The 26,673-nt window shown below is 60.4% G+C and carries 27 protein-coding genes; 16 read left to right on the forward strand and 11 right to left on the reverse strand.

Annotated features, from left to right (window positions below):
• Window positions 1-31: 31 nt before the first annotated feature.
• From exaC to ACZRMS_RS14100, 13 genes are all read left to right on the forward strand, one after another.
• Entirely contained in the window at window positions 32-1,552 is a 1,521-nt protein-coding gene (gene exaC, locus ACZRMS_RS14040) for an acetaldehyde dehydrogenase ExaC (RefSeq protein WP_019824248.1), read from the forward strand.
• 135 nt (window positions 1,553-1,687) lie between these two features.
• Window positions 1,688-3,133 carry an ethanolamine permease gene (eat, locus tag ACZRMS_RS14045; protein WP_463995747.1) on the forward strand — a complete coding sequence of 482 codons (1,446 nt, stop codon included), beginning with the start codon at window positions 1,688-1,690 and terminating at the stop codon, window positions 3,131-3,133.
• 52 nt (window positions 3,134-3,185) lie between these two features.
• Window positions 3,186-4,586 carry an ethanolamine ammonia-lyase subunit EutB gene (locus tag ACZRMS_RS14050; protein WP_463995748.1) on the forward strand — a complete coding sequence of 467 codons (1,401 nt, stop codon included), beginning with the start codon at window positions 3,186-3,188 and terminating at the stop codon, window positions 4,584-4,586.
• A 2-nt stretch (window positions 4,587-4,588) separates the two neighbouring features.
• A complete protein-coding gene (eutC, locus tag ACZRMS_RS14055; protein ID WP_463995749.1) occupies window positions 4,589-5,398 on the forward strand; it encodes an ethanolamine ammonia-lyase subunit EutC in 810 nt (269 codons plus the stop codon).
• Window positions 5,399-5,686: 288 nt separating this feature from the next.
• Window positions 5,687-6,340, forward strand: a complete 654-nt coding sequence (locus tag ACZRMS_RS14060) for a DedA family protein (protein ID WP_463995750.1) — start codon at window positions 5,687-5,689, stop codon at window positions 6,338-6,340.
• 16 nt (window positions 6,341-6,356) lie between these two features.
• A complete protein-coding gene (locus ACZRMS_RS14065; protein WP_463995751.1) occupies window positions 6,357-7,169 on the forward strand; it encodes a M90 family metallopeptidase in 813 nt (270 codons plus the stop codon).
• Window positions 7,170-7,270: 101 nt separating this feature from the next.
• On the forward strand, window positions 7,271-7,798 hold the full coding sequence (gene ppa / locus ACZRMS_RS14070) for an inorganic diphosphatase (protein ID WP_003444254.1): 528 nt from the start codon (window positions 7,271-7,273) through the stop codon (window positions 7,796-7,798).
• 223 nt (window positions 7,799-8,021) lie between these two features.
• Window positions 8,022-8,759, forward strand: coding sequence for a LexA family transcriptional regulator (locus ACZRMS_RS14075; RefSeq protein WP_463995752.1), 738 nt, complete (start codon window positions 8,022-8,024; stop codon window positions 8,757-8,759).
• Window positions 8,760-9,184: 425 nt separating this feature from the next.
• Window positions 9,185-10,990, forward strand: a complete 1,806-nt coding sequence (locus ACZRMS_RS14080) for a DNA recombination protein RmuC (protein ID WP_463995753.1) — start codon at window positions 9,185-9,187, stop codon at window positions 10,988-10,990.
• Window positions 10,991-11,139: 149 nt separating this feature from the next.
• Entirely contained in the window at window positions 11,140-11,382 is a 243-nt protein-coding gene (locus tag ACZRMS_RS14085) for an exodeoxyribonuclease VII small subunit (protein ID WP_019824297.1), read from the forward strand.
• On the forward strand, window positions 11,379-12,266 hold the full coding sequence (ispA, locus tag ACZRMS_RS14090; RefSeq protein WP_463995754.1) for a (2E,6E)-farnesyl diphosphate synthase: 888 nt from the start codon (window positions 11,379-11,381) through the stop codon (window positions 12,264-12,266). Before ACZRMS_RS14085 ends, ispA begins: the two co-directional genes overlap by 4 nt.
• Window positions 12,267-12,398: 132 nt before the next feature.
• Window positions 12,399-14,297, forward strand: a complete 1,899-nt coding sequence (gene dxs / locus ACZRMS_RS14095) for a 1-deoxy-D-xylulose-5-phosphate synthase (protein ID WP_463995755.1) — start codon at window positions 12,399-12,401, stop codon at window positions 14,295-14,297.
• A 114-nt stretch (window positions 14,298-14,411) separates the two neighbouring features.
• The gene (locus ACZRMS_RS14100) at window positions 14,412-16,283 is read left to right on the forward strand and encodes a TonB-dependent receptor domain-containing protein (RefSeq protein ID WP_463995756.1); all 1,872 of its coding nucleotides are present in this window, start codon (window positions 14,412-14,414) and stop codon (window positions 16,281-16,283) included.
• Between the two features lie 38 nt (window positions 16,284-16,321).
• Here the strand turns inward: ACZRMS_RS14100 and ACZRMS_RS14105 are convergent, their stop codons facing one another.
• The 10 genes from ACZRMS_RS14105 to nrdR form a co-directional block, all read right to left on the reverse strand.
• Window positions 16,322-17,119, reverse strand: coding sequence for a cobalamin-binding protein (locus ACZRMS_RS14105; RefSeq protein ID WP_463995757.1), 798 nt, complete (start codon window positions 17,117-17,119; stop codon window positions 16,322-16,324).
• The gene (locus tag ACZRMS_RS14110; RefSeq protein WP_463995758.1) at window positions 17,119-17,538 is read right to left on the reverse strand and encodes an MFS transporter; all 420 of its coding nucleotides are present in this window, start codon (window positions 17,536-17,538) and stop codon (window positions 17,119-17,121) included. The genes ACZRMS_RS14105 and ACZRMS_RS14110 overlap by 1 nt, the downstream gene beginning before the upstream one ends.
• Window positions 17,535-18,152, reverse strand: a complete 618-nt coding sequence (ribA, locus tag ACZRMS_RS14115) for a GTP cyclohydrolase II (protein ID WP_463995759.1) — start codon at window positions 18,150-18,152, stop codon at window positions 17,535-17,537. Before ribA ends, ACZRMS_RS14110 begins: the two co-directional genes overlap by 4 nt.
• A gap of 246 nt (window positions 18,153-18,398) precedes the next feature.
• Window positions 18,399-19,358 (reverse strand): thiamine-phosphate kinase, encoded by a 960-nt coding sequence (gene thiL / locus ACZRMS_RS14120; protein WP_463995760.1) that lies wholly within the window; start codon window positions 19,356-19,358, stop codon window positions 18,399-18,401.
• Window positions 19,359-19,373: 15 nt separating this feature from the next.
• Complete coding sequence (gene nusB / locus ACZRMS_RS14125; RefSeq protein WP_048359404.1) at window positions 19,374-19,874, reverse strand: transcription antitermination factor NusB; 501 nt, start codon at window positions 19,872-19,874, stop codon at window positions 19,374-19,376.
• A complete protein-coding gene (gene ribH / locus ACZRMS_RS14130; protein ID WP_048359405.1) occupies window positions 19,871-20,347 on the reverse strand; it encodes a 6,7-dimethyl-8-ribityllumazine synthase in 477 nt (158 codons plus the stop codon). The genes nusB and ribH overlap by 4 nt, the downstream gene beginning before the upstream one ends.
• Window positions 20,348-20,439: 92 nt before the next feature.
• On the reverse strand, window positions 20,440-21,531 hold the full coding sequence (gene ribBA / locus ACZRMS_RS14135) for a bifunctional 3,4-dihydroxy-2-butanone-4-phosphate synthase/GTP cyclohydrolase II (protein WP_463995761.1): 1,092 nt from the start codon (window positions 21,529-21,531) through the stop codon (window positions 20,440-20,442).
• A 16-nt stretch (window positions 21,532-21,547) separates the two neighbouring features.
• Entirely contained in the window at window positions 21,548-22,210 is a 663-nt protein-coding gene (locus ACZRMS_RS14140; RefSeq protein ID WP_463995762.1) for a riboflavin synthase, read from the reverse strand.
• A 46-nt stretch (window positions 22,211-22,256) separates the two neighbouring features.
• The gene (gene ribD, locus ACZRMS_RS14145) at window positions 22,257-23,390 is read right to left on the reverse strand and encodes a bifunctional diaminohydroxyphosphoribosylaminopyrimidine deaminase/5-amino-6-(5-phosphoribosylamino)uracil reductase RibD (protein WP_463995763.1); all 1,134 of its coding nucleotides are present in this window, start codon (window positions 23,388-23,390) and stop codon (window positions 22,257-22,259) included.
• A complete protein-coding gene (gene nrdR, locus ACZRMS_RS14150) occupies window positions 23,387-23,851 on the reverse strand; it encodes a transcriptional regulator NrdR (RefSeq protein WP_019824317.1) in 465 nt (154 codons plus the stop codon). Before nrdR ends, ribD begins: the two co-directional genes overlap by 4 nt.
• A 139-nt stretch (window positions 23,852-23,990) precedes the next feature.
• Between nrdR and ACZRMS_RS14155 the strand changes: the two genes are divergently transcribed.
• Complete coding sequence (locus ACZRMS_RS14155; protein WP_463995764.1) at window positions 23,991-24,440, forward strand: hypothetical protein; 450 nt, start codon at window positions 23,991-23,993, stop codon at window positions 24,438-24,440.
• 78 nt (window positions 24,441-24,518) lie between these two features.
• Complete coding sequence (trxA, locus tag ACZRMS_RS14160; protein WP_463995765.1) at window positions 24,519-25,394, forward strand: thioredoxin; 876 nt, start codon at window positions 24,519-24,521, stop codon at window positions 25,392-25,394.
• 72 nt (window positions 25,395-25,466) lie between these two features.
• On the opposite strand, the gene ACZRMS_RS14165 is transcribed toward trxA, so the two are convergent.
• Complete coding sequence (locus ACZRMS_RS14165) at window positions 25,467-25,841, reverse strand: hypothetical protein (RefSeq protein WP_463995766.1); 375 nt, start codon at window positions 25,839-25,841, stop codon at window positions 25,467-25,469.
• Window positions 25,842-25,977: 136 nt separating this feature from the next.
• Between ACZRMS_RS14165 and ACZRMS_RS14170 the strand changes: the two genes are divergently transcribed.
• Window positions 25,978-26,535, forward strand: a complete 558-nt coding sequence (locus ACZRMS_RS14170) for a DUF2796 domain-containing protein (RefSeq protein ID WP_463995767.1) — start codon at window positions 25,978-25,980, stop codon at window positions 26,533-26,535.
• The last annotated feature ends 138 nt before the right edge of the window (window positions 26,536-26,673 follow it).

Here is a 26,673-nt window from a genome sequence, read left to right on the forward strand (position 1 = left end):
ATAAGCACAATAAAGCCAGGAGACACCCACCATGCGTTACGCACAACCCGGTACTGAAGGCTCGATCGTCTCGTTCAAGAGCCGCTACGGTAACTACATCGGCGGCGAATTCGTGGCGCCCGTCAAAGGCCAGTACTTCACCAATACCTCGCCTGTGAACGGCAAAGCCATCGCCGAATTCCCGCGTTCAACCGCAGAAGACATCGACAAAGCCCTCGACGCAGCCCACGCCGCTGCCGACGCCTGGGGCGCGACTTCAGTACAGGCACGTTCGCTGGTGCTGCTGAAAATCGCTGATCGCATCGAACAGAACCTCGAGTTGCTGGCCGTGACCGAAACCTGGGACAACGGCAAAGCCGTACGCGAAACCCTGAACGCCGACGTGCCGCTGGCCGCCGATCACTTCCGTTACTACGCCGGCTGCATCCGCGCCCAGGAAGGCAGCGCTGCCGAAATCGACGGCAACACCGTGGCGTACCACATTCACGAACCGCTGGGCGTGGTCGGACAGATCATCCCGTGGAACTTCCCGCTGCTGATGGCCGCCTGGAAACTCGCCCCTGCACTGGCTGCCGGCAACTGCGTGGTGCTCAAGCCCGCCGAACAAACCCCGCTGAGCATCACCGTGCTGATGGAGCTGATCGGCGACCTGCTGCCACCTGGCGTCCTCAACGTGGTGCAAGGTTTCGGCAAGGAAGCGGGCGAAGCGCTGGCCACCAGCAAGCGCATTGCCAAGATCGCTTTCACCGGCTCCACCCCCGTGGGCTCGCACATCATGAAATGTGCCGCCGAGAACATCATCCCGTCCACCGTTGAGCTGGGCGGCAAGTCGCCGAACATCTTCTTCGAAGACATCATGCAGGCCGAGCCGACCTTTATTGAGAAGGCCGCTGAAGGCCTGGTGCTGGCGTTCTTCAACCAGGGCGAAGTCTGCACCTGCCCGTCCCGCGCCCTGATTCAGGAATCGATCTACGACGACTTCATGAAAGTGGTGATGAAGAAAGTTGAATCGATCAAACGCGGCGACCCGCTGGACACCGACACCATGGTAGGGGCCCAGGCATCCGAGCAGCAGTTCGACAAGATCCTGTCCTACCTTGAAATCGCCAAGGCTGAAGGCGCCGAGCTGCTGACCGGCGGCCAGGTGGCGAAACTCGAAGGCGACCTGGCAACCGGCTATTACATCCAGCCGACACTGCTCAAGGGCACCAACAAAATGCGCGTATTCCAGGAAGAAATCTTTGGCCCGGTGGTCAGCATCACCACCTTCAAGGACGAAGCCGAAGCGCTGGCGATTGCCAACGACACCGAGTTCGGCCTGGGTGCCGGCCTGTGGACCCGCGATATCAACCGCGCCTACCGCATGGGCCGCGCCATCAAGGCCGGTCGCGTCTGGACCAACTGCTACCACCTGTACCCGGCGCACGCCGCGTTCGGTGGCTACAAAAAATCCGGTGTCGGCCGTGAAACCCACAAGATGATGCTCGATCACTACCAACAGACCAAAAACCTGCTGGTGAGCTACGACATCAACCCGCTGGGCTTCTTCTAAACCCGTAACCCTGTGGGAGCGAGCAGGCTCGCTCCCACAACGGGGTATCAACTGCTCTATACCGGGCCCTCTGGCCCAGCTCTTGCTTTACTCCCTGTCAAATCTTCCAAACTATAAAAGAACAGGTGAATTCTCATGCCTAGCGAACCTGCTGCCGCTCCGGCGGCATCCTCTGTCGACTTCGAAAAAGTCGGCTCCGAATATTTCCAGCAACGCGAACTGAAAAAAGGCGCCGCCGGCTGGGTCCTGCTGGTGGGCCTGGGCGTTGCCTATGTGATCTCCGGCGACTACGCCGGCTGGAACTTCGGCCTGGCCCAGGGCGGCTGGGGCGGAATGTTTATTGCCACATTGCTGATGGCCACCATGTACTTGTGCATGTGCTTTTCCCTGGCCGAGCTGTCGTCGATGATCCCCACCGCCGGTGGCGGCTATGGCTTTGCCCGCAGCGCTTTCGGGCCCTGGGGCGGGTTTCTGACCGGCACCGCGATCCTGATCGAATATGCCATCGCACCCGCTGCCATTGCCGTATTCATCGGAGCTTATTGCGAGTCGTTATTCGGCATTGGCGGCTGGATGATCTATCTGGCGTTCTACATCATCTTTATCGGCATCCACATTTTCGGGGTCGGTGAAGCGCTCAAACTGATGTTCATCATCACCGCCGTGGCCGCCATTGCACTGGGGGTATTTCTGGTCTCGATGGTGCCGCACTTCAGTGTCGCCAACCTGCTGGACATCCCGGTGACCGAGGCCAAGGGCGCCAGCGCATTCCTGCCGTTCGGCTATGTCGGCGTGTGGGCCGCCATCCCCTATGCAATCTGGTTTTTCCTCGCCGTCGAAGGCGTGCCGCTGGCCGCAGAAGAAACCAAAAACCCCAAGCGCGACCTGCCTCGCGGCCTGATCGGTGCCATGTTGGTGCTGGTGACCTTCGCCCTGCTGATTCTGGTGATTGGTCCCGGCGCTGCGGGCGCACATCACCTGATGGCCTCGGGCAATCCGCTGGTTGAAGCACTGAGCAAAGCCTATGGCGGCTCGACCTGGATGGGCAGCTTCGTGAATCTGGTGGGCCTGGCCGGGCTGATCGCCAGCTTCTTCTCGATCATTTACGCCTACTCGCGTCAGATCTTCGCCCTGTCCCGCGCAGGCTACTTGCCGCGCAAATTGTCCGAAACCAACAAGAGCAAGGCGCCAGTCCTGGCCTTGATCATTCCCGGCATCATCGGTTTTGGCCTGTCGCTGACCGGCCAGGGTGACTTGCTGATTCTGGTAGCGGTGTTTGGCGCGACCATTTCCTACGTATTGATGATGGCCGCGCACATCACCCTGCGCATTCGTCGCCCCAAAATGGAGCGCCCGTATCGCACTCCGGGCGGTATTTTCACTTCAGGCATCGCGTTGGTGCTCGCTTGCGTCGCGGTTGTGGCCGGCTTTCTGGTGGACCCTCGCGTGGTCATTGGCGCGGCCGTGATCTATGCCATATTAATTGCCTACTTTGCGTTCTACAGTCGGCATCACCTGGTGGCCGGTACGCCCGAAGAGGAATTCGCGGCAATCCAGCAGGCCGAAAAGGCTTTGCACTAACCGCTGAGAATCCCGCCAGACGCGCTGCGTCTGGCGTCATGGAGCACCCTGTATGGCAACTTTCTCTCATGCGGTTGGCACCCAGACCTACCGTTTCGACAGCCTCAAAGACGTAATGGCCAAAGCCAGCCCGGCGCGTTCCGGGGACTTCCTGGCCGGCGTGGCCGCACTGAATGACGGCGAACGTGTCGCTGCACAAATGGCTCTGGCTGACATCCCGCTCTCGTATTTCCTGCAAGAAGTGCTGATCCCTTACGAGTCCGACGAAGTCACCCGGCTGATTATCGACAGCCATGACCCGCAGGCCTTTGCTCCGGTCAGCCACCTGACAGTGGGCGGGTTTCGCGACTGGCTGCTCAGTGACGCGGCCGACGAGCACAGCCTGCGCGCCCTGGCACCCGGGCTGACCCCGGAAATGGCTGCCGCCGTGTCCAAGATCATGCGGGTACAAGACCTGATTCTGGTGGCGCAGAAGATTCGGGTGATTACCCGGTTTCGCGGCACCATGGGCCTGCGCGGCCGCCTCTCGACCCGCCTGCAACCCAACCACCCCACCGATGACCCGGCCGGGATTGCCGCCAGCATTCTCGACGGCCTGCTGTACGGCAATGGCGACGCCATGATCGGCATCAACCCGGCCACCGACAGCATCGCCTCGATCTGCGACTTGCTGAACATGCTCGATGCAATCATTCAGCGCTACGAAATCCCGACCCAGTCCTGTGTACTGACCCACGTCACCACCTCCATCGAAGCAATCAACCGCGGCGTTCCGCTGGACCTCGTGTTTCAGTCGATTGCCGGCACCGAAGCGGCCAATGCCAGTTTCGGGATCAATCTGAATGTCTTGCAGGAAGGCTACGAAGCAGGCTTGAGCCTCAACCGCGGCACGCTGGGCAACAACCTGATGTATTTCGAAACCGGCCAGGGCAGCGCGCTGTCGGCCAACGCCCACTTCGGGGTGGACCAGCAAACCTGCGAAACCCGCGCCTACGCCGTAGCACGGCATTTCAAACCGTTTCTGGTCAATACGGTGGTCGGCTTTATCGGCCCCGAGTACCTGTACAACGGCAAGCAGATCATCCGCGCGGGGCTCGAAGACCACTTCTGCGGCAAGCTGCTCGGCGTGCCGATGGGTTGCGACATCTGCTACACCAACCACGCCGAAGCCGACCAGGACGACATGGACAACCTGCTGACGCTGCTCGGCGTGGCCGGGATCAATTTCATCATGGGCATACCGGGGTCGGACGACATCATGCTCAACTACCAGACCACCTCATTCCATGACGCCCTGTATGCGCGCAAAACCCTGGGCCTCAAGCCGGCGCCCGAGTTTGAACAATGGCTGAGCAAGGTTGGCATCTTCACCCAGTCCGATGGCCGGATCGAGTTTGGCCATCAACTGCCGCCCGCGTTTCGCCAGGCACTGGCCCATTTGGGAGGACGTTAAGCATGGCCGACACCCCGACCGACAGCCTCAATCCGTGGCTGGAACTGCGCCGCCTGACCCCCGCACGCATTGCCCTGGGACGTACTGGCACCAGCATGCCGACCCAGGCCCAGCTGGATTTTCAGTTTGCCCACGCCCAGGCCCGCGATGCCGTCCACCTGCCCTTCGATCACCCGGGTTTAAGCGCACAGCTGACCGAGCGCGGCCGCGAAAGCCTGTTGCTCCACAGCGCCGCAGTTGACCGTCACAGCTACCTGCAACGCCCCGACCTGGGCCGCAAGCTCAATGAGGCCTCGGCGCAACAACTGCGTGACTACGCGCTGGCCTTCCCGGGCGGCATCGATGTGGCGGTGGTGGTTGCCGATGGCTTGTCGGCGCTGGCCGTTCATCGCCACACCCTGCCCTTTTTGGCACGCATGGAAGAGCACACGGCGGCCGAGGGCTGGTCACTGTCACCGGTGATACTGGTCGAGCAAGGCCGCGTTGCCGTGGCCGACGAGATCGGCGAACTGCTGGGCGCCCGGATGGTGGTGATGCTGATCGGGGAGCGCCCGGGCCTCAGTTCACCGGACAGCCTGGGGCTGTATTTCACCTGGGCGCCCAAGGTCGGCCTGACCGACGCCTATCGCAACTGCATCTCCAATGTGCGGCTTGAAGGCCTGAGCTATGGCATGGCCGCCCATCGCCTCGCGTACCTGATGCGCGAAGCCTGCCGTCGGCAATTGTCGGGGGTCAACTTGAAGGATGAAGCCCAGGTGCAAACGCTGGACGTGGGTGCCCCCAGCGAAAACTTCTTGCTCAAGGGCGAATAAACCCGGCGCCTCTGTGGGAGCGAGCCGGCTCGCGAAGGTCGTTAACGATATCGCGTCATTACGGGATAATCGCGGCGCCCTTGAAAACTTCGCGAGCAGGCTCGCTCCCACAATCAGGGCACCTCGGCTCAATACACGCTTCGCTACAAACTCCATCAGCAGAATTTGTCTCAATCCGTATAATCCGATTCTTTTAAAAAGTACGAAAAAACTACATTCGTTGTAGTTAACTACGCCTCCCTACCCGCACAGACCTGCAGAGCCGGGTCATCAACACAGGTGCTTTACATGGATTTCAACCCGATCGACATTATCCTGCACCTCGATGTGTACCTCGACATGCTGGTGAACAATTACGGGCCATGGATCTACGCCATCCTGTTTCTGGTGATCTTTTGCGAAACCGGCCTGGTGGTCATGCCGTTCCTGCCCGGTGATTCGCTGCTCTTTATTGCTGGCGCCGTAGCTGCAGGCGGCGGCATGGACCCCGTGCTGCTCGGTGCGCTGCTGATGCTTGCCGCGATCATGGGTGACAGTACCAACTACGTCATCGGACGAACGGTGGGCGAAAAACTCTTCAGCAACCCGAACTCGAAGATTTTCCGCCGCGACTACCTGGAAAAAACCCACGACTTCTACGAACGTCATGGCGGCAAAACCGTGACCATGGCGCGCTTCCTGCCAATTTTCCGCACCTTCGCCCCGTTTGTTGCCGGTGTGGCCCGCATGTTCTACCCGCGCTTCTTTATGTTCAGCGTGTTCGGCACGATCCTTTGGGTCGGCGGCCTGGTGACCCTGGGTTACTTCTTTGGCAACGTGCCGTTCATCAAGAAGAACCTGTCGTTGCTGGTGGTAGGCATCATCCTGCTGTCGCTGGTGCCGATGATCATTGGCGTGATTCGCAGCCGCATGGGCCGCACCCCGTCCAAAGCCAAAGCCTGATCGGGACCTGCCCACCATGTGGTCATTAAGTGAATGGCGGCGCCAGCGGATTCTGGCGCAACACCCCGTGGCGCCCGACGTGTGGCATGACGTGCGCCAACGGCTGAGTATCCTCGACGGGCTGGATGACGAGCAGGACAAATGGCTGCGCGACAGCAGCGTATTGTTCCTGCAAGACAAGCACCTGACCCCCATGCCCGAGGTTGAACTGACCGATGAAGGCCGGCTCCTGCTGGCCGCGCAGGCGCAATTGCCACTGCTCAATCTGGGCGACCTGGACTGGTATCAGGGTTTTCACGAAATCGTGCTCTACCCCGATGACTTCATCAGCCCCCAGCGCCACCGTGATTCCAGCGGTGTCGAACACGAATGGCAAGGCACCCACAGCGGTGAAGCCTGGCAGCAAGGCCCGGTGATCCTGGCCTGGCCCGGCGTGCTCTCCAGCGGGGGCTGGGAAGGTTACAACCTGGTGATTCACGAACTGGCGCACAAGCTGGACATGCTCAATGGCGCCGCCAATGGCATGCCGCCCCTGCACAGCAGCATGCACCTCCATGACTGGACCCAGGCCATGCAACAGGCCTACGACCATCTCAATCACTACCTGGATCACCACAACCCGGACCACGCGCCGATCGACCCGTATGCGGCCGAAAACCCGGCCGAATTCTTTGCGGTCACCAGCGAGTATTTTTTCAGCGCGCCAGACTTGCTGAGCCATGCCTACCCGCAGGTCTATCAACAGCTCAGCCTGTTCTACCGTCAGGACCCGCTGGCCCGCCTGCAAAAGCTGCAAAGCGAACACCCGCAATACCGCGCACAGCACTGATCGGCCAAGGGTGACGTCGTTATAGGAATACGCCTATAATCGCCGCCACTTTTTGGTCAACTCGGCCAAACAAACTGGCCTACTAACGGGGGCACCGCCCAATGAGCTACAGCAAGATTCCGGCTGGCAAAGACCTGCCGAATGACATCTACGTCGCCATCGAGATTCCGGCTAACCACGCGCCGATCAAATATGAAATCGACAAAGACAGCGACTGCCTGTTCGTTGACCGCTTCATGGCTACCCCGATGTTCTACCCGGCCAACTACGGTTTTATCCCGAACACCCTGGCTGACGACGGTGATCCGCTGGACGTGCTGGTTGTGACCCCTTACCCGGTTGCTCCAGGTTCGGTTATCCGTGCTCGCCCGGTTGGCATCCTGCACATGACTGACGACGGCGGCGGCGATGCCAAAGTAGTAGCAGTGCCTCACGACAAGCTGTCCCAGCTGTACGTTGACGTGAAAGAGTACACCGACCTGCCACCCCTGCTGATCCAGCAGATCCAGCACTTCTTCGAGAACTACAAAGATCTCGAAAAAGGCAAATGGGTGAAGATCGAAGGCTGGGGCGATGCTGAAGCTGCCCGCACCGAGATCATGAAGTCGGTTGCTGCCTACAAAGGCTAAGTGATTGTCGGCCTGCGTTTGCCGCCGGCCTCACTCGCTCGAAAACCCCGGTTCGCCGGGGTTTTTTTATGCCCGCTTAAACACCTGGTCAACGCATTTGAGGGTCCGTCCAGCAGGCGTAGGAAATGTCTCCGCAAGACATAGGAGAAGCCCCGTTTCGCAGTGTCTTTTTGAACGCTTAGTTTATTTAAACAGGCCTGGCTTGCCCGTAGACTCTGTATTCATGAATACATCCGGTGATCGTCTGAAAGCACTCCTGCGAGAGTGTCATTTAACTGCTTCGGACTTCGCGGCCAACCGCCGCGTGACGCCGCAGCACGTCAACAACTGGTTCAAACGAGGCATCCCCATGGCTCGTATGGATGAAATCGCCGAACTGTTATGCGTCAACAGCCGTTGGCTGCGCACGGGCGAAGGCGTCAAGCACCCGGACGTTGCGCACCGCCAAAACGATACGGCAGCGCAAGCGCCGGAACACCACAGACCTGCAACCCAGCCCCTCGACATCGACGTCCCCTTCTACAACGAAGTGCAGTGCCCTGAGGGCTCGGGCAAAACCCGTGTGGCGCCCATTCCTGACGGCCGGGTGCGACTGAGCAATTCGGTCCTGCAGGCCATGGACGTCAGCCCCGAGCAGGCCATTTGTGCGCCCATGATTGGCAATAGCATGGCCCAGAGAATTCAGGGCGGCTCCACTGTCGCCATCGACTGCAGCCTGACCCAAATCGTCGACGGTGAAATCTACGCCCTCGAACAAGACGGCATGCTGCGCATCAGATACATCTACCGCCTGCCCGACAACGGCCTGCGCTTGCGCAGCCAGAACCGGCTGGAATACCCGGACGAATTTCTCAACGCAGCTGAAGTGCAAACACAGCAGATACGGATTCTGGGCTGGGTATTCTGGTGGTCCACACTTAACCACCGACGGCCGCCAGTGCCTGACACGCTGGACGAGTAACGCCTGGCGAGCAAAGTGAGGCTACGTAAAGGCCTGTTTTGACTGGGAAACGGCATTAAATCGCAGTATGATCTGCGCCACTCAAGCATCACGCCCTGCTTCACGCGGGTCCAGATGCACGACACAGCGGCAATAAGCCGCCACGTCCCACACCCAGACGCCTGGCGCTGGATGTCCAATTTGAAGGCGAGTACGGCTTACCAAAAATAAGCCAGACCCGCCCCCGAGAAGCCGGCCACAAGCCGGCTTTTTAATGCCAGAAATAAACCTGTTCCGTCCTGAAACCTTACCGTCCGCTTTCATCTGGCAGCGCGCCGAAGGGAGATGGCCTTTAGCTCACGCCTCAGACTGCATTTGCCAGTTCTCTCCACTCCCACAACATGCCATCCTTTTGTCATTAACCCCGGCGATAAAAGGACGTACCCATGGCACCGCAGTACCTCACCCCCGCCCTGATCGGGTTATTCAGTTTGCTGTTTTTGGGTATCGGTTTCTGGATCAGTGGCCGTATCGCCGCCGGCAAGCTGGCCCAGCAGTTCAGCGAGTTGCAGGCCGATCATCAGGCTGAGCATCAGCAGCTGTTGAGTGAAGTCGCCCTTGCCCGTCAGCGCGAGCAGCAGATGCGGCTTGAGCAGTCTGAATATCAACATGAGTTGAAAGCGGCCAGTGAGACATTGGCCGATCATAGAGAGGCCGAAAAGCAACTGAGTATTCAGCTCGGCGAACTCAAGTCTTCGCTGGACGCCGAGAAGCAGCGCACGCTCGATAAGGCGCAGCAACTGGCCGACGCCATTGACCTCCTGGAGAGGCGCGGCGTGGAAACAAATCACCTGCGCTTGCAGCTCGGCGAGTTAAAGCAAGAGCTTGGGCAAGGCCAGGAGCAAACACGCCAGCTGGATGAGTTGAAACAAGTACTGAGCCAGCAACAGGCGCGCTTTGAGGCGGCTCAAGTGCAGTTGCAAAAGCAGGGCGAACAATTGGGCCAGGCAGCCGAGCAAAAGGAGCAACTGGACTCGCTGCGCAACACGTTGGCGCAACGGGACAAGGAGCTGAGCCAAACGCGAGATGAGCTCAGCATTGCGAAGCAGAGCCTTGCCGAAATCAATATGCGTCACCAGCGCGATCAGCACTCCGCCACCGAGAAACTACAGTTGCTGGAAGACAACAAGGCGCAACTCAAGCAAGAGTTCCAGAACCTTGCCAATCAGATTTTCGACAGCAAACAGCAGAGTTTCTCTGAGCAAAGCCGCCAGGGCCTGGACACACTGCTCAAGCCGTTCAAAGACCAGCTCGAATCATTCCGTCAGCGCGTGGATCAGGTTCATACCGATACCGTGCAGGGCCAGAGCGCGATGAAAAACGAACTGGGCAAGCTGATGGAGCTGAACGTGCAGATCACCACCGAAGCATCGAACCTGACCAAAGCACTCAAGGGCGACAAAAAGCTTCAAGGCACCTGGGGCGAACAAAAGGTCGAGATGCTGCTTGAGCAGGCCGGGCTGCGCAAAGGCTTCGAGTACCACCGCGAAGCGAATTTCAAGGACGACAATGCTGGCAACAACCGGCCCGACTTCGTCATTAACTTGCCTGAAGGCAAGCACATCATCATTGATAGCAAAATGTCGCTGGTGGCTTACACCGAGTACGTCGCTGCTGAAACCGATGAAGAGCGCACCAAGGCGCTGACCGCCCACGTTCTGGCGTTGAAGAACCACATCAACGGGCTGTCCGACAAGAAGTACACCGACCTGAACGGCATCAACTCACCCGACTTTGTGTTTTTGTTCATGCCGGTCGAGCCTGCGTATCTGGTCGCTGCCGAGCACAGCCCCGGGGTGTTCCAGGCGGCCTATGAGAAACGCATTGCGATCATCACCTCGACCACTCTGCTGCCTGTGCTGAGGGTGGTATCGAACCTGTGGAGCATCCAGCGCCAGAACAGCAGCACCCTGCAACTTGCCACAATGGCGAGCAAGGTCTACGACAAGCTGCGGGTTTTCGTCGACAAAATGGACAAGCTCGGCAACCAGATCGCAACCGTGCAAAAAAGCTACACCGACAGCGTCAACACGCTAAAAGGCGATCACGGCAGTCTGACCAAGACTGTGGACAAGTTTGTGGCATTGGGGGTGACGGTCTCCAAGCGTCTACCCGCGTCTGCGGTGGGTGACGACGAAGAGATCGACAACGAGTTGCCCGCACTGCAGGAAGAAGTTGTGGCCACTACTTGATGGCACTGGTGAGCGACAGCCCTTGTCGCTCACCGTTGTTCGATGGCATTACAGCGCAGATTCATCGCCTGCAACCCACCCCCCGATTTGCCCCAAAACCCGCGGTCTGCTAGTGTCAGCCGGTTTTAACGCCTACCGAGAACGCCGCCATGGCCCGCAAAAAAGCTTCCCCGGATTTCGAACAGTCACTCGCTGACCTGCAAACACTGGTCGAGCGTCTGGAAAATGGCGAGCTGTCGCTGGAAGACTCCCTGACCGCCTTTGAACAAGGCATCCGCCTGACCCGTGATTGCCAGGGCGCACTGGCCCAGGCTGAACAGAAAGTGCAGATCCTGCTTGAACGTGACGGTGAACTGGCACAAGAGCCCTTTGATGCGGAACAGTCCGAATGATTGATGCTTACCAGATCAGCAGCCAGGCCCGCGTCAACGCGGCGCTTGAGCGCTTGTTTGTAGCCCCGGCACCCGAGTTGGCCCGCCTCTACGAAGCCATGCGCTACAGCGTAATGAATGGCGGCAAACGCGTGCGCCCGCTGCTGGCCTATGCCGCCTGCGAAGCCCTGGGCAGCACGCCCGCGCAGGCCAATGGCGCAGCCTGTGCCGTGGAGCTGATCCACGCTTATTCGCTGGTGCATGATGATTTGCCCGCGATGGACGATGACGATCTGCGTCGCGGCCTGCCGACCACCCACAAAGCATTCGACGAAGCCTGCGCCATTCTGGCCGGCGACGGGCTGCAAAGCCTGGCGTTCAGCGCCCTGCTCGACCCGCAACTCACCCCCCTGGACGCTGAAACCCGCTTGCGCATGGTCACCGCCCTCGCACAGGCTGCAGGCCCCGCGGGCATGGTTGGCGGGCAAGCCATCGACCTGGGCTCCGTCGGCCTGAAACTCGACCAGTGCGCCCTGGAAAACATGCACCGGCACAAGACCGGGGCCCTGATAGAAGCCAGCGTGCAACTGGGCGCCCTGGCCAGCGGCAACGCCACCGCCGACAACCTGCAGGCACTGCACGTCTACGCGCGGGCCATTGGCCTGGCGTTTCAGGTTCAGGACGACATCCTCGATGTTGAGAGCGATACCGCCACCCTGGGCAAGCGCCAAGGGGCCGATATCGCTCGGGACAAGCCGACCTACCCGGCACTGATGGGGCTGGAGCACGCCAAAAGCTATGCACTGGAACTGCGCGATCAGGCACTCAATGCCCTGCGACATTTTGATGCAGCTGCCGACCCCTTGCGTGAACTGGCGCGGTATATCGTGGACCGCCGACACTAATAGTCACAGTAAGTGACTATTTTCTTACGGTTCTAATGCCAAGGTCTGACTAACGAATACCAGACTGCGTGGGCAGCTTACGTTCCATAAGGTAAACTGCCGCCTCTTCTTATACCTATAACGATTCGCCTGATGCCAACGACGTTTCAAGAGATCCCCCGCAACCGTCCGACTACGCCCCTGCTCGATCGGGCTGGCACGCCTGCGGGCCTGCGCCGCCTGGCCGAAGCCGAGCTGGAAACCCTGGCCGATGAGTTGCGCCTGGAATTGCTGTATACCGTCGGCCAGACGGGTGGGCATTTCGGGGCCGGCCTGGGTGTCATTGAGCTGACCATCGCGCTGCACTACGTGTTCGACACCCCGGACGACCGGCTGGTGTGGGATGTGGGTCATCAGGCCTATCCGCACAAGATCCTCACCGGCCGCCGCGAGCAAATGGCGACCTTGCGCCAGAAGGACGGCATTGCCGCCTTCCCGCGTCGTGCCGAGAGCGAGTACGACACCTTTGGCGTCGGCCACTCCAGCACCTCGATCAGCGCTGCGCTGGGCATGGCCATTGCCGCCCGCCTGCAAAACAGCGAGCGCAAAGCCATCGCCGTGATCGGTGACGGCGCGCTGACCGCCGGCATGGCTTTTGAAGCCCTGAACCACGCGCCTGAAGTGGATGCCAATATGTTGGTGATCCTCAACGACAACGACATGTCGATCTCGCGCAATGTCGGTGGCCTGTCAAATTACCTGGCCAAGATCCTCTCCAGCCGTACCTACGCCAGCATGCGCGAAGGCAGTAAAAAAGTGCTGTCACGCTTGCCCGGCGCCTGGGAAATAGCCCGCCGTACCGAAGAGTATGCCAAGGGCATGCTGGTGCCCGGCACGCTGTTTGAGGAACTGGGCTGGAACTACATCGGCCCGATCGATGGCCACGACCTGCCGACCCTGATCGCGACGCTGCGCAATATGCGCGACCTCAAGGGCCCGCAGTTCCTGCACATCGTCACCAAAAAAGGCAAAGGCTTCGCCCCGGCCGAAGCAGACCCGATCGGTTATCACGCCATCACCAAACTTGAGCCGCTGGGCGTGCCCAAAGCGGCGCCTAAAGTGGCGAGCGGGCCGAAGTACTCCGCCGTGTTTGGCGAGTGGCTGTGCGACATGGCGGCTACCGACGAGCGTCTGGTGGGCATCACCCCGGCCATGAAAGAAGGCTCGGACCTGATCGCCTTCAGCGAACGCTTCCCCAAGCGCTATTTCGACGTGGCGATTGCTGAACAGCACGCTGTGACCTTTGCTGCCGGTATGGCCTGCGAAGGCGCCAAGCCCGTCGTCGCGATTTATTCGACATTCCTGCAGCGCGGGTACGACCAGTTGGTGCATGACGTAGCCGTGCAAAACCTGGACGTGCTGTTCGCCATCGACCGTGCAGGCCTGGTGGGCGAAGACGGCCCGACCCACGCCGGCAGTTTCGACCTGTCGTTCCTGCGTTGCATCCCGGGCATGGTCATCATGACCCCGAGCGACGAGAACGAACTGCGCAAGATGCTCACCACCGGTCACCTGTACAACGGCCCGGCGGCGGTGCGCTACCCGCGCGGTACAGGCCCGAACGCACCGATCGAGAAAACCCTTGAACCGCTGGAAATCGGCAAGGGCGTGATTCGTCGCCAGGGTTCGAAAGTCGCCATGCTGGTATTTGGCGTGCAGCTGGCCGAAGCCCTGCAAGTCGCAGAAAAGATCGACGCCACCGTGGTCGACATGCGCTTCGTCAAACCAATGGATGAAGCACTGGTTCGCGAAATGGCCAACAGCCATGAGTTACTGGTGACCATTGAAGAGAACGCCATCATGGGCGGCGCCGGTGCGGGTGTCAGCGAGTTCCTGGCCCGTGAAAACGTGCTCAGGTCGGTTCTGCATCTGGGCTTGCCGGATGTCTACGTCGAACACGCCAAACCGAGCCAGATGCTTGCCGAGTGCGGGCTGGATGCCGCCGGCATCGAAGCCTCGGTGCGCCAGCGCATGGATTTGCTGGGGCTGTAACGCTTGGGCTTTACTGTGGGAGCGGGCTTGCCCGCGATGCAGGCGGCGCGGTATGCGTGCCAGACGGCGCTGATACAATCGCGAGCAAGCACGCTCCCACAGAATTGAGAAACAATGAAACATTTTCGCCTGGCTTTAATCCTCGCCAGCCCGCTGCTGGCCAATGCCGCTGAGCGTGAAGAGGCGCTCAAACTCCCGCAAACACTGATCACCGGCAACCGCCAGGTTCAAGCGCGCTCTGACAGCAGCAGCGCCAACAGCGTGTTCACCCGTGATGATATCGATCGCCTGCAACCCACGAGCCTTACCGACCTGCTGGGCCGCGTACCGGGCGTACAAGTGGCGCGCAGCGGTGGGCGCGGCGGCTTGCCGGGGATTTATATTCGCGGCACCAAGTCGGCGCAAAGCCTGGTGCTGGTCGACGGCCAGCGCATGGCCAATGCCACCTCCGCCGACAGCAACCTGCAATACCTGAACATCGATCAGATCGAGCGGGTTGAAGTGCTGCGCGGCTCACGCTCCGTGATCTACGGCAGCGATGCCATTGGCGGGGTGATTCAGATCTTCACCCGCCGTGGCGCCGATCAGCCCCCACAGCTGCGCGTTCACAGCACCGTGGGCAGTTATGGCAGCTCGGACAACAGCGTCGGTGTATCCGGTGGCAACGGGCAAACGCGCTACAACCTGAGCGCCAGCCTGGAAGAGACCTCGGGAATCAATCGCACGCACGCGTCCTTCCCCAGTGACAGCGACCACGATGCCTATCGCAACAAGTCGCTGAACCTGAACCTGAGCCACTATCTGGGCGAGGACGTGGAAGTCGGGCTGACGGCGATGAAAAACATCGGCAAGACCGAACTCGACAACTCGTTCGGGCGCTGGGACCCCGGCACCATGACTGTCAGCGGGCAGCAGCTTTACAGCGATTTTGATATCAGCAGCGTCGGCAGTTTTATCGACGCGCAGCTGACCGGGCGCTGGAACTCGCGCCTGGAACTGGGCCACAGCGAGAACCGCGAAAAAACCCGCGACAAGCTCAGTGCCGAGCTCTACAGCTTCAATACCTATCGCGACTCGCTGAACTGGCAAAACAACCTGACCCTGGACGATAAAAACAGCCTGATCCTCGGTGCCGATACCTATGAAGACCGCGTGCACAGCAGCACTGTGTTCGACCAGGACAGCCGCTGGAACCGGGCCGCATTTATCCAGCACCGTTTCCGGGGGGATTATTTCTCCACCGAACTGGGCCTGCGGCACGACCAGAACCAGCAGTTCGGTAGCCACAACACCTGGAGCGCCAGCCTGACTGTGCCGCTGAATGCGGACAACGACGTGCTTGTTTCTTACAGCGAAGGGTTTCGGGCACCGACGTTCAACGACTTGTATTACCCGCAGTTCGGCAACCCGAACCTCAAGCCCGAGTACTCGAAGAGCTACGAGCTGCAATGGCGCAGCCAGTTAAGCGACAGCAGCCGCCTGGAAACTTCCCTGTACCGCACGGACATCAGCGACGCCATTGTGGCCGATGCCGATTTTATCCAGCAAAACATCGGAGCAGCCCAAATCACCGGCTTCGAAAGCGCTTTGCAGCAGGAATGGTTTGGCTGGCAGAGCAGCTTGGGGGTTGCGGTCATCGACCCGCGTGATCGCGACACCGGCCACACCTTGAGCCGCCGCGCCCGCAGGACGCTCAGCCTGGACCTGGATCGGCAATTCGATCGCGTGGGTGTCGGCGCCAGCTGGCAAGCGATGAGTCGCAGCTTCAATGATGAGGACAACACGCAACCGATTGCAGGCTATGGGCTGCTGGGGGTGCGCGGTAACTGGCAGGCCAGCCCGCAAGTCCGGTTCGACGTGAAGGTCGACAACCTTCTGGACAAGAGCTTCACCCGCGCCCTCTACAGCTATGACGGCAACTACTACGGCTATCGCGAAGAACGCCGCAGCTTGCAACTGGCTGTCACCTGGACCCCAACCCTCTAGAAAACGCCCCGTGGGAGCGAGCCTGCTCGCGAAGGGCGTTAGTCCCCTGACGCCAACTGTTCACACAATTTGGCCGTCGCTTCCAGCATCTGCCCGCTCGGGCGCTCCAGGCCTTTGTCGGCCAGCAACAGCAAGCGCCCGTGCTTGACCGCGTCTATCTGCGGCCAGGCTTTCCAGGCATCGACCTGCGCCTGGGTGCCGGCAATAATCACCTCGGGATTGCGCTGCAACACCGACTCGATACTGACCTGCGGTGCAGGCAGTTTCAGGTCGTCAAACACATTACTTGCGCCGCACACGGCGAGCGCATCACTGATGATTTGCCCGCCGCCTACGGTGTACAGCGGCTGGTCCCACACCTGGTAAAACACTCGCAGCGGTTTGTCGCGCTGATACTGGCCGCGCAGTTGTGCCAGGCGCTGACGCAATTGAGCCGCCAGCGCCTGGCCGCGCTGCGGGCGATCAAGGGCAACAGCCAGCGCTTGCACCTGATCGGCCAGCTGATCAAGGCTGCGCGGTTCTCCAATGTAGGTCGGGATGTTCAGGCGGCGTAATTGCTCGCGTTGCGCAACGCCCACACTGCCCGGCCAGAGCAGAAGCAAGTCGGGTTGCAGGCTGAGCAGGCGCTCCATGTCCAACTGGCCATAGCGCCCCACTGACGGCACGCGTGCCAGCTCCGGCAGCGGTTCGCCCGCGTCCAGGCGCCCCACCAGCAAATCGGTGGCACCCAGTTCGACGACCATTTCAGACAGGGACGGGGACAGGCTGACCACGCGAGTGGCGGCCAGTGAACAAAGGCTGACGCTCAGCAGCAGAGGCGCCAGCCAGAGACGCATCAACCGAGTTGACGCGGTATGCGATAGAGGTAAAACAGCACCAGCGAAGACAGTGCCAGCAGCAATAACGGCACACCTTCGAGCCCGACAAACACCGCCAGGGCGGCGATCCAGGCGGGTAAACCCGAGGCCAGCAACGCGCTGCGGCGAGCGCGCGCCAGTTCAGCCCAGGCGTCGTTCTCTTGCGGGGTATCGAGGGCTTTTTGGGTCGCGATCAGACCACGCTTGTAGGCCCCGAAAAAACGCAGGCTGACAAACATCGACGCCACGCCGGCGATGAAAAACGGCATCTTCAGCGCAGGCAACAAGGGCTCGGACTTGCCAAACAACACACAGGCCAGCAACAGCGGCAGCAACGTCAGTAACAGTTGCCACCACCAGGCGAAGCTGAACCGGCGACGAATCTGACCACGGGTCACGCCGGGTCAGCCTCGTTTTGATGCTGATTGCCCATCATGTGGCCAAGCTTGTTGGCTTTGGTCGCCAGGTACAGTTTGTTGTGCGGGTTGTGCCCCGTGTGCAGCGGCACGCGCTCGGCCACGGTGATGCCCATGTCGGTCAAGGCCTTGACCTTGCGCGGGTTGTTGGTCATCAGGCGCAGCGACTGCACGCCTACGTGCTCAAGCATCGGCAGGCAGATTGCGTAATCACGCTGATCGGCAGCAAAGCCCAGACGTTCGTTGGCTTCAACGGTATCGGCGCCGCCATCTTGCAGCTCGTAAGCACGGATTTTGTTCAGCAACCCGATACCACGCCCTTCCTGGCGCAAATACAGCAGCACGCCACGGCCTTCGCGAGCGATGGCCTTCAAGGCAGCTTCGAGCTGCGAGCCGCAGTCACAGCGCTGGCTGAACAGGGCATCGCCGGTCAGGCATTCAGAATGCACGCGCCCCAGCACAGGAGCGCCATCTGTCACGTCGCCCAGGCTGAGCACAACGTGTTCACGACCCGTGGCCTTCTCAAGAAAGCCATGCATGGTGAATTCGGCAAAGGGGGTCGGCAACTTGCAAGCGGCAACAAAAACGACGGGCACCTTGTGCTCCTGATCAGTTTGAGGACTGGTAATTCGCAAAGGCGACATTGTAACAGGAGGTTCCTACAGACGCTTAGGCTGAATTACCGGGGATAGATATCTAAAAGTTTGATCAGTTGTCGCAGAGCCCATAAGACTTGTGCGAGCGGGGCTTGCTCGCGATGCAGACGACTCCACGGCTCTGGCAAATTGCGGTGATACCATCGCGGGCAAGCCCGGCTCCCACAAAAAGCCCATTTGCGCATATCACGCACGAAAATGCTGATAGCCGCGCACTGCCGGGGTGATGTCCTGACCAGCCATGTCCAGCAAGCCTACACCCTGCCCTTCGACTACACGGCCGATCACGTGGATCGGCCAGCCATCTGCGAGCAGGGTCGGCAACTCAACGGCCGGCAAGGTGAACGCCAGCACATAATCGTCGCCGCCGCTCAACGCGGCTTGCTGCGCCCCCGCGTCCCCCAGGAACTCCTGCAGCGCCAGCGAGATCGGCAAGCGGTCGTTTTCGATCAGCAAACCGACCCTGGAAGCGGCTGCGATATGGCCACAGTCGGCGAGCAAACCGTCAGAGATATCCAGCGCCGAGGTGGCTTTGCCGCGCAGTGCCTGGCCCAGTGCCAGTTGCGGTTGCGGCGACCAGTAATGCGCCAGCAACGGCTCGCTGATGACCGGTTGCGCGCTGAGCTGCCCCAGCACCAGCGGCAAAGCCCCGGCGGCATTGCCCAGCTCGCCGCCCACACACAGCAAGTCGCCGGGCTGCGCGCCGCTACGTGTCAGGGCCTGCCCGTTCGGGACGCGGCCAAACACCGTGAGTGTCAGGCACAGCGGCCCCCGCGTGGTGTCGCCACCGATCAGGCGCAGGCCACAGCCTTGGGCCATCAGGTTCAAACCGCGGGCATAGGCCTGCAACCAACCGGCGTCAACCGTCGGCAAGGTCAGGGCAAGGGTAAAAGCGAGGGGTGTTGCGCCCATGGCCGCCAAATCACTGGCCGCCACCGCCAGCGAACGCTGACCGAGCAAGAAAGGGTCGCAAGGATCTGCGAAGTGCACCCCGGCTACCAGGGTGTCGGTGGAAATTGCCAGCTGTTCCCCGAAGGGAACATCCAGCAGGGCGCAGTCGTCGCCAATGCCCAGGGCAACACCCTCGCCGCCTTGCGCACAGGGCGCGGCAGCGAAGAAGTTGCGGATCAGCTCAAACTCGCCCATGGCCGACAGCGCCGTTTAGCGCTTGTAAGCCTTTACTTCAGCTTCACGCAGGCGTGGCGCCAGCTTGTCGAGCACACCGTTGACGAACTTGTGGCCGTCGGTGGAACCGAACACTTTGGCCAGCTCGATGCCTTCGTTGATCACAACGCGGTAAGGCACGTCGACACGCTTGATCAGCTCCCAGGTGGACAGGCGCAGAACGCACAGTTCAACCGGGTCGAGTTCTTCGATGGTGATGTCCAGGCACGGAACCAGGGCAGCATCGATCTCGCCTTTGTGCGCAGGCACGCCGTGCAGGATTTCACGGAAGTAGGCAGCATCAACGTCGCTGAAGTCGTTATCGACGCGGAACTGCGCTTCGATTTCGTTCAACGATTGCTTGGCCATGTGCCACTGGTACAGGGCCTGAGTCGCGAGTTGACGCGCTTCACGGCGCTTGGCGCTCTTGGAGGGTTTGCCAGCGTCCGCAGGTTTTGGATCGCGCGGGTTGAAACGATCGCTTTCGTCGGAAATCACTTGGCCTCCAACTGTGCCAACAGGCTGACCATTTCAAGGGCGGACAAGGCAGCTTCTGCGCCCTTGTTACCGGCTTTGGTGCCGGAACGCTCAATGGCTTGCTCGATCGAATCGACTGTCAGCACGCCGAATGCAACCGGCACGCCGAACTCCATGGACACCTGGGCCAGGCCCTTGGTGCATTCACCGGCAACGTATTCGAAGTGCGGAGTACCGCCACGAATCACGGCGCCCAGGGCGATGATGGCCGCATATTCGTTGCGTTGAGCAACCTTTTGCGCAACCAGCGGGATTTCAAACGCACCCGGAGCACGGATGATGGTGATGTCGCTTTCGTTCACACCGTGGCGAACCAGGGCATCAACGGCACCACTCACCAGGCTTTCGACAACAAAGCTGTTGAAACGGCCAACTACTAACGCGTAGCGACCTTTGGGGGCGATGAAGGTACCTTCGATGGTCTTCAGGGTCATTCGGTATGTCTCGTATTAAAGAGCCAGAACGCACTCGCGTGCGTTCTTTAAGGATATTGGGCCACGAATTTCGGACAGGACACGACCGGTCTTTATTCGGAGGGCACGTATTCTACAACTTCCAGATCGAAACCGGATATGGCATTGAACTTCATTGGTGAACTCATCAAGCGCATTTTGCGCACGCCGAGGTCACGAAGGATCTGCGAACCGGCACCCACGATGCTGTAAGTGGTCGGTTTTTTCACCGGCAACTGGTCAGCAGTTTCGCGGATATGCGCCAGCAATACATCGCCATCGAGCGGGTGACCCAACAGCAACACCACACCGCTGCCGGCCTCGGCCACCGCAGTCATGGCGGCGCGCAGGCTCCAGCGGCCCGGCTGCCTGACCATGAGCAGGTCGCGCAACGGGTCCATGTTATGCACACGTACCAGCGTCGGCTCTTCGGCGCAGATCTTGCCCAGGGTCAGCGCCATGTGCACGTCACCTTCAACCGAATCACGATAGGTCACCAAATTGAATTGGCCCAGTTCGCTGTCCAGCGGCTGCTCGGCAATCCGCTGAACGGTACGTTCGTGGATCATCCGGTAGTGGATCAGGTCGGCAATGGTGCCGATTTTGATCCCGTGTTCGGCGGCGAAGACTTCCAGCTCGGGGCGACGGGCCATGGTGCCGTCGTCATTCATCACTTCGCAGATCACCCCGCTTGGCTCGAAACCGGCCATGCGGGCCAGGTCGCAAGCGGCCTCGGTGTGGCCGGCGCGAGCCAGGGTACCGCCGGCCTGTGCCATCAACGGGAAGATGTGGCCCGGGCTGACGATGTCTTCGGCCTTGGCGTCTTTGGCCGCTGCGGCTTGCACGGTACGTGCGCGATCGGCCGCCGAAATGCCGGTGGTGACACCGGTGGCGGCTTCAATCGATACGGTGAACTTGGTGCCAAAGCCGGAACCGTTGCGCGGCGCCATCAGCGGCAACTTCAGCAGTTCGCAACGCTCACGGGTCATCGGCATGCAGATCAGGCCACGGGCAAAACGCGCCATGAAGTTGATGTGCTCGGCTTTGCAGCACTCGGCGGCCATGATCAGGTCGCCTTCGTTCTCGCGGTCTTCGTCATCCATCAGGATGACCATCTTGCCTTGGCGGATGTCTTCAACCAGTTCTTCGATGCTGTTGAGCGCCACGCGGCACCCCCTTAAGTCAGGATTTGAGGTAGCCGTTGGCGGCCAGAAAACTTTCGCTGATGCCACCCGAGGTCGGCTCTGCGGCTTTATCGCCCAGCAGCAGACGCTCCAGGTAGCGCGCCAGCAAATCGACTTCAAGGTTGACCCGGCGACCCGGGCGGTAGTCGCCCATGATGGTTTCGCTCAAGGTGTGCGGAATGATGGTCAGCGAGAACTCGGCGCCATTGACCGAGTTCACGGTCAGGCTGGTGCCGTCGACAGTGATCGAGCCCTTGTGGGCGATGTACTTGGCCAGCTCTTTGGGCGCGCGGATGCGGAACTCGATGGCACGGGCGTTCTCTTCACGCGAAACCACTTCGCCCACGCCATCGACGTGACCGCTCACCAGGTGACCGCCCAGACGCGTGGTCGGGGTCAGGGCTTTTTCCAGGTTGACCCGGCTGCCGCTTTTCAAGTCATTGAACGCGGTGCAATCGAGGGTCTCGCGGCTGACGTCAGCCGCAAAGCCGTTGCCCGGCAGCTCAACCGCGGTCAGGCACACGCCGTTGATCGCGATGCTGTCGCCGAGTTTGACGTCGCTCAGGTCGAGCTTGCCGGTGTCGATGGAAACCCGCACATCGCCGCCCTTTGGGGTCAGTGCGCGGATACTGCCGATGGATTCGATGATGCCGGTAAACATGGCGTTCCCCTTGAGAACAAAGCCTGCGTAAAACGAAGGCTGAGAATTATACGCTGGCTGATGGCACAGGGATGGCTGTGACTCGCCAGTCATCGCCAACCGCCCGCATTTCAGTAATTTTGAGCAAAGGCGCTTCGCTCATATGGGTCAACGGCAACTCAAGCAATGGTCGAGCAGTAGAGCCCAGAAACTTGGCGGCGATGAATATCTGATACTCATCCACCAGGCCTTGTTCGGCAAATGCTCCGGCCAGACGTGGCCCGGCCTCGACCAGTACCTCGTTGACGCCCCGTGCCGCCAGCGCGACCAGCAGCTTGCGCAAGTCCACCTGGCCGTTGGCGCCGTGGATCACCAGGCATTCAGGCCCGGTGCGGTATTGCTCGGCAGGCGGCACACAAGTGGCGACCAGCGCCGGCCCTGCCTTGAAGAACGGTGCATCCAGCGGCACTCGCAGACGCCCGTCGATCAGCACCCGCAACGGCGGACGGCTGAGCGCCAGCGCTGTCAGCTCGGGACTCAGGCCCAGCTCAGGCCCGCGCACCGTCAGCCGGGCGCCATCAGCCAGCACCGTGTCGGCGCCGGTCAATACCACGCTGGCTTGTGCCCGCAGGCGTTGCACGGCCGAACGGGCCGCCGGGCCAGTGATCCATTGGCTTTCGCCATTGGCCATCGCGGTACGGCCATCAAGGCTCATCGCCAGCTTGACCCGCACAAACGGCAGACCGTGTTCCATACGCTTGAGGAAACCCGGGTTCAGCGCCCGCGCTTCGCTTTCAAGCACGCCGCTGCGGACCTCAATCCCGGCATCGGCCAGACGCTTGAGGCCACGCCCGGCGACTTCAGGGTTGGGGTCCTGCATGGCCGCCACTACACGCGCCACGCCCGCATTGATCAGGCCCTCGGCACACGGCGGGGTATGGCCATGGTGGCTGCACGGTTCAAGCGTGACATAGGCCGTGGCACCCCGGGCCAGCTCGCCCGCCGCCCGCAAGGCGTGGACTTCGGCATGGGGCTCGCCGGTGCGCACATGCCAGCCTTCGCCGACAATCTGCCCGTCACGCACGATCACGCAACCGACACGCGGATTGGGGTGGGTGGTGTACAGCCCATTGCGCGCAAGCTCGATGGCGCGCGCCATGTAATGGGTGTCCAAAACAGATTGTTCAGTGCACTGGGTCATTCTTTTGAGGGCTCACGGGCTAGTCGGTCGATCTCTTCACGGAACTCGTTCAAATCCTGGAAGCGTCGATAGACAGAGGCAAAGCGGATATAGGCCACTTCGTCGAGCTTTTGCAGCTCGCCCATGACCAGTTCACCAACAACCAGCGATTTGACTTCACGTTCGCCGGTGGCGCGCAGTTTGTGCTTGATTCGGGCCAGCGCGGCTTCAAGACGCTCGACACTGACCGGGCGTTTTTCCAGCGCACGCTGCATGCCTGCACGCAGTTTATCTTCGTCAAAGGGCTGACGACTGCCGTCTTGCTTGATAAGGCGGGGTAACACCAACTCGGCTGTTTCAAAGGTGGTGAAACGCTCACCACAGGCCAGGCATTCGCGCCGGCGACGCACCTGATCGCCCTCGGCGACCAGACGCGAGTCGATGACTTTAGTGTCGTTGGCACCGCAGAAGGGACAGTGCATGGTGGCAGCCAACAAAAATGGGGAGCGCCATGTTAGCGCATCCCACTGGCAAGACAAGCCATAGGCTTTACGGTATACAGTCGGCCAACTATGTTTTACCCCATCCGATGGATCGACTGACCTGCTGCTGGAGCCGTGTATGCCGCTACGAACGCTTGTTTTGCTGTGTCTGGCCAGTTTGCTGGTCGCCTGTAGCAGTGAACCGCCAAAATCGGCACAACCTCAAGTGCTGACACAGCCCAAAACCGACGCCCCGGCCGACCAGGGCCCGCTACCGTCCTGGCAGCGCGAGCTCAGCGGCGTGCTGACCGGTGTTCCGGCGGGTGCCGAGGTTGAGCTGGCGATGCTGATCGTCGACGAACGCGGACGCCCACAGGGCCTGATGGCCAGCAGCAAGATCGTCGGCAATAACCAGGCGCTGCCGTTCAAGCTGCGTTTCAACCCGCAAGCCTTCCCGGCCGGTGCCCGGGTTGAATTGCGTGGCCGTGCCAGCCAGTCCGGCCAATTGATCCTGCACCTGCCTTCGCGAATTATCGGCCAGCCCGACACACAGGCTCTGGGCACTCTGGCGTTTGTCAAAGCGCCATAAGCTCACTCGGCAAGCATTGCTTGCGCCAGCGCGTCCAGACTTTATAGTTGCCACCATTTACCTGCTTTGAGACACAGAATGAACCAGCCCAAGCCTTCTTACAGCTTCGACGTAACTTCAGCAGACTTTGACAAACTGGTGGTCCAGGCTTCTTTCGATCAGCCCGTTCTGGTGGACTTCTGGGCCGAGTGGTGCGCGCCGTGCAAGGTGATGCTGCCGATCCTGGAGCAAATTGCCGAGGACTATCAGGGCGAGCTGTTGCTGGCCAAGGTCAACTGCGAAGTTGAACAGGACATCGTTGGCCGTATCGGGATTCAAAGCTTGCCAACGGTTGTGCTGTTCAAGGACGGCAAGGTGGTGGACGGGTTCCAGGAAGCACAGCCTGAATCAGCCATCCGCGCCATGCTCCTGCCCCACGTCGTCATGCCCGAAGCAGCGGTTGAAGACCCGCTGGTACAGGCTCAGGCCCTGTTTGCCGAAAGCCGTTTCGCCGACGCCGAAGCCCTTCTCAAAAGTATCCTGACCGAAGACAACACCAACGCCAAAGCCTTGATCCTGTACGGCCGCTGTCTGGCAGAGCGCGGCGAGCTGACTGAAGCGCAAGCGGTACTGGATGCGGTCAAAAGCGACGAATACAAAGCCGAGCTGGCAGGCGCCAAGGCTCAACTGACGTTCCTGCGTCAGGCGGCAGACTTGCCGGATGTAGCCGATTTGAAAACCCGCGTGGCGCAAAACCCGCAGGACGACGAAGCCGCCTACCAGCTGGCGATTCAACAATTGGCGCGCCAGCAATATGAAGGGGCGCTGGACGGGCTGCTGAAGCTGTTCACCCGCAACCGCAGCTACAACGAAGGCATCGCCCACAAGACCTTGCTGCAAGTGTTCGACCTGCTGGGCAACGACCACCCGCTGGTCACCACCTACCGTCGCAAGCTGTTTGCCGCGTTGTACTAACCCCTACCCACTGTGGGAGCGAGCCCGCTCGCGAAGGTCTCAAGAGCACTGCGGCTATCCAGTCAACACGCGTTATTTCGCGAGCAGGCTCGCTCCCGCAGAGTTAGTTTCAACCCAGCTGTAAATCGGTGAATCAGTGCCGCTGACCACCTTGACCTCGGCACAATGGCGCAGGCGAACCAGCAGGCGCTTGCCGGCGCCCGTGCTGCCGGTCAGCGCTTCAAGCTGCCCCAACAATTCAGGCCCGCTGATCTGCCCCGCATTGCGCAATAAATCTTTGGTCGTTTCCCACAGGGCATCATCCTGATTCATCGGTTTGGCAGGTGGCTGGCTGATTGTCGCCTCACTGACGTGCAACTGCGCACCCAGCTTCGCCCAATCGCTTTCATCCAGCTCTACCGTCAAATCCACCGGCCAGTCGCCGATCGTTCCGCGAATGCGCACCATCGCTCTACCCCCTACAGTTTTCTTGCCCGCATGCTCCCACGCGCCTTGCGTAACGCCAAGCACACGCGCAAACTCTCGCCCAGGTTGTTATAAGATCACATAACAAAATATTCATATAACTTGCTGGAGTCATGCTATGCGCCGTTTGCTTCTTGCTTTGCCGTTTGCCTTGTTGCCGCTGGCGATGGCTCACGCCGCCGATGATCACGACCATGAGCACGGCAGCCTGCCGCCCCATGAACATGGCGTAGGCAGTTTGAATGTGGCGCTGGACGGCCAGACGCTGGAACTGGACCTCGACGGTCCGTCCATGAATCTGGTGGGCTTTGAACACGTGGCCACGACCGACGCGGACAAAGCCAAGGTCAGTTCGGCCCGCAAACAACTGGAAAACCCGCTGGTGCTGTTCAGCATTCCAAAGGCCGCCGGCTGCATGGCTGACGAGCAAGAGCTCAAGAGCCCGCTGTTCGAATCGGCTCCCGAAGAAGGGGCAACCAAGGGCGAACACCACCATAGCGATATCGAAGCCCACTACGCTTTTACCTGCAGCCAACCGGATGCGTTGAAAGCCCTGGACCTGACCCAGTTTTTCAAGACATTCCCCGGCACGCATAAATTCAAGGTACAACTGATCGGCCCAAGTGGTCAGCAAGCGGTGGAAGTGACGGCCAAGGCACCTACGCTGAAATTCTAAACACCCGCCCCTCCTGTGGGAGCGGACTTGCTCGCGATGACGTCACTGTGATTTCACTGAAAGACCGCAGCATCTGAATCGCGAGCAAGCCCGCTCCCACAATAAATACCCCCCGATGACACAGGCGATTTCCTCCCT

This window comes from Pseudomonas sp. B424 (assembly GCF_055408345.1).

Excerpts from the sequence above, each read along its gene's own strand:
- exaC (WP_019824248.1), top strand. The coding sequence starts at position 32 with ATGCGTTACGCACAACCCGGTACTGAAGGCTCGATCGTCTCGTTCAAG.
- eat (WP_463995747.1), top strand. The coding sequence starts at position 1,688 with ATGCCTAGCGAACCTGCTGCCGCTCCGGCGGCATCCTCTGTCGACTTC.
- ACZRMS_RS14050 (WP_463995748.1), top strand. The coding sequence starts at position 3,186 with ATGGCAACTTTCTCTCATGCGGTTGGCACCCAGACCTACCGTTTCGAC.
- eutC (WP_463995749.1), top strand. The coding sequence starts at position 4,589 with ATGGCCGACACCCCGACCGACAGCCTCAATCCGTGGCTGGAACTGCGC.
- ACZRMS_RS14060 (WP_463995750.1), top strand. The coding sequence starts at position 5,687 with ATGGATTTCAACCCGATCGACATTATCCTGCACCTCGATGTGTACCTC.
- ACZRMS_RS14065 (WP_463995751.1), top strand. The coding sequence starts at position 6,357 with ATGTGGTCATTAAGTGAATGGCGGCGCCAGCGGATTCTGGCGCAACAC.
- ppa (WP_003444254.1), top strand. The coding sequence starts at position 7,271 with ATGAGCTACAGCAAGATTCCGGCTGGCAAAGACCTGCCGAATGACATC.
- ACZRMS_RS14075 (WP_463995752.1), top strand. The coding sequence starts at position 8,022 with ATGAATACATCCGGTGATCGTCTGAAAGCACTCCTGCGAGAGTGTCAT.
- ACZRMS_RS14080 (WP_463995753.1), top strand. The coding sequence starts at position 9,185 with ATGGCACCGCAGTACCTCACCCCCGCCCTGATCGGGTTATTCAGTTTG.
- ACZRMS_RS14085 (WP_019824297.1), top strand. The coding sequence starts at position 11,140 with ATGGCCCGCAAAAAAGCTTCCCCGGATTTCGAACAGTCACTCGCTGAC.
- ispA (WP_463995754.1), top strand. The coding sequence starts at position 11,379 with ATGATTGATGCTTACCAGATCAGCAGCCAGGCCCGCGTCAACGCGGCG.
- dxs (WP_463995755.1), top strand. The coding sequence starts at position 12,399 with ATGCCAACGACGTTTCAAGAGATCCCCCGCAACCGTCCGACTACGCCC.
- ACZRMS_RS14100 (WP_463995756.1), top strand. The coding sequence starts at position 14,412 with ATGAAACATTTTCGCCTGGCTTTAATCCTCGCCAGCCCGCTGCTGGCC.
- ACZRMS_RS14105 (WP_463995757.1), bottom strand. The coding sequence starts at position 17,119 with ATGCGTCTCTGGCTGGCGCCTCTGCTGCTGAGCGTCAGCCTTTGTTCA.
- thiL (WP_463995760.1), bottom strand. The coding sequence starts at position 19,358 with ATGGGCGAGTTTGAGCTGATCCGCAACTTCTTCGCTGCCGCGCCCTGT.
- ribH (WP_048359405.1), bottom strand. The coding sequence starts at position 20,347 with ATGACCCTGAAGACCATCGAAGGTACCTTCATCGCCCCCAAAGGTCGC.
- ACZRMS_RS14140 (WP_463995762.1), bottom strand. The coding sequence starts at position 22,210 with ATGTTTACCGGCATCATCGAATCCATCGGCAGTATCCGCGCACTGACC.
- ribD (WP_463995763.1), bottom strand. The coding sequence starts at position 23,390 with ATGACCCAGTGCACTGAACAATCTGTTTTGGACACCCATTACATGGCG.
- nrdR (WP_019824317.1), bottom strand. The coding sequence starts at position 23,851 with ATGCACTGTCCCTTCTGCGGTGCCAACGACACTAAAGTCATCGACTCG.
- ACZRMS_RS14155 (WP_463995764.1), top strand. The coding sequence starts at position 23,991 with ATGCCGCTACGAACGCTTGTTTTGCTGTGTCTGGCCAGTTTGCTGGTC.
- trxA (WP_463995765.1), top strand. The coding sequence starts at position 24,519 with ATGAACCAGCCCAAGCCTTCTTACAGCTTCGACGTAACTTCAGCAGAC.
- ACZRMS_RS14165 (WP_463995766.1), bottom strand. The coding sequence starts at position 25,841 with ATGGTGCGCATTCGCGGAACGATCGGCGACTGGCCGGTGGATTTGACG.
- ACZRMS_RS14170 (WP_463995767.1), top strand. The coding sequence starts at position 25,978 with ATGCGCCGTTTGCTTCTTGCTTTGCCGTTTGCCTTGTTGCCGCTGGCG.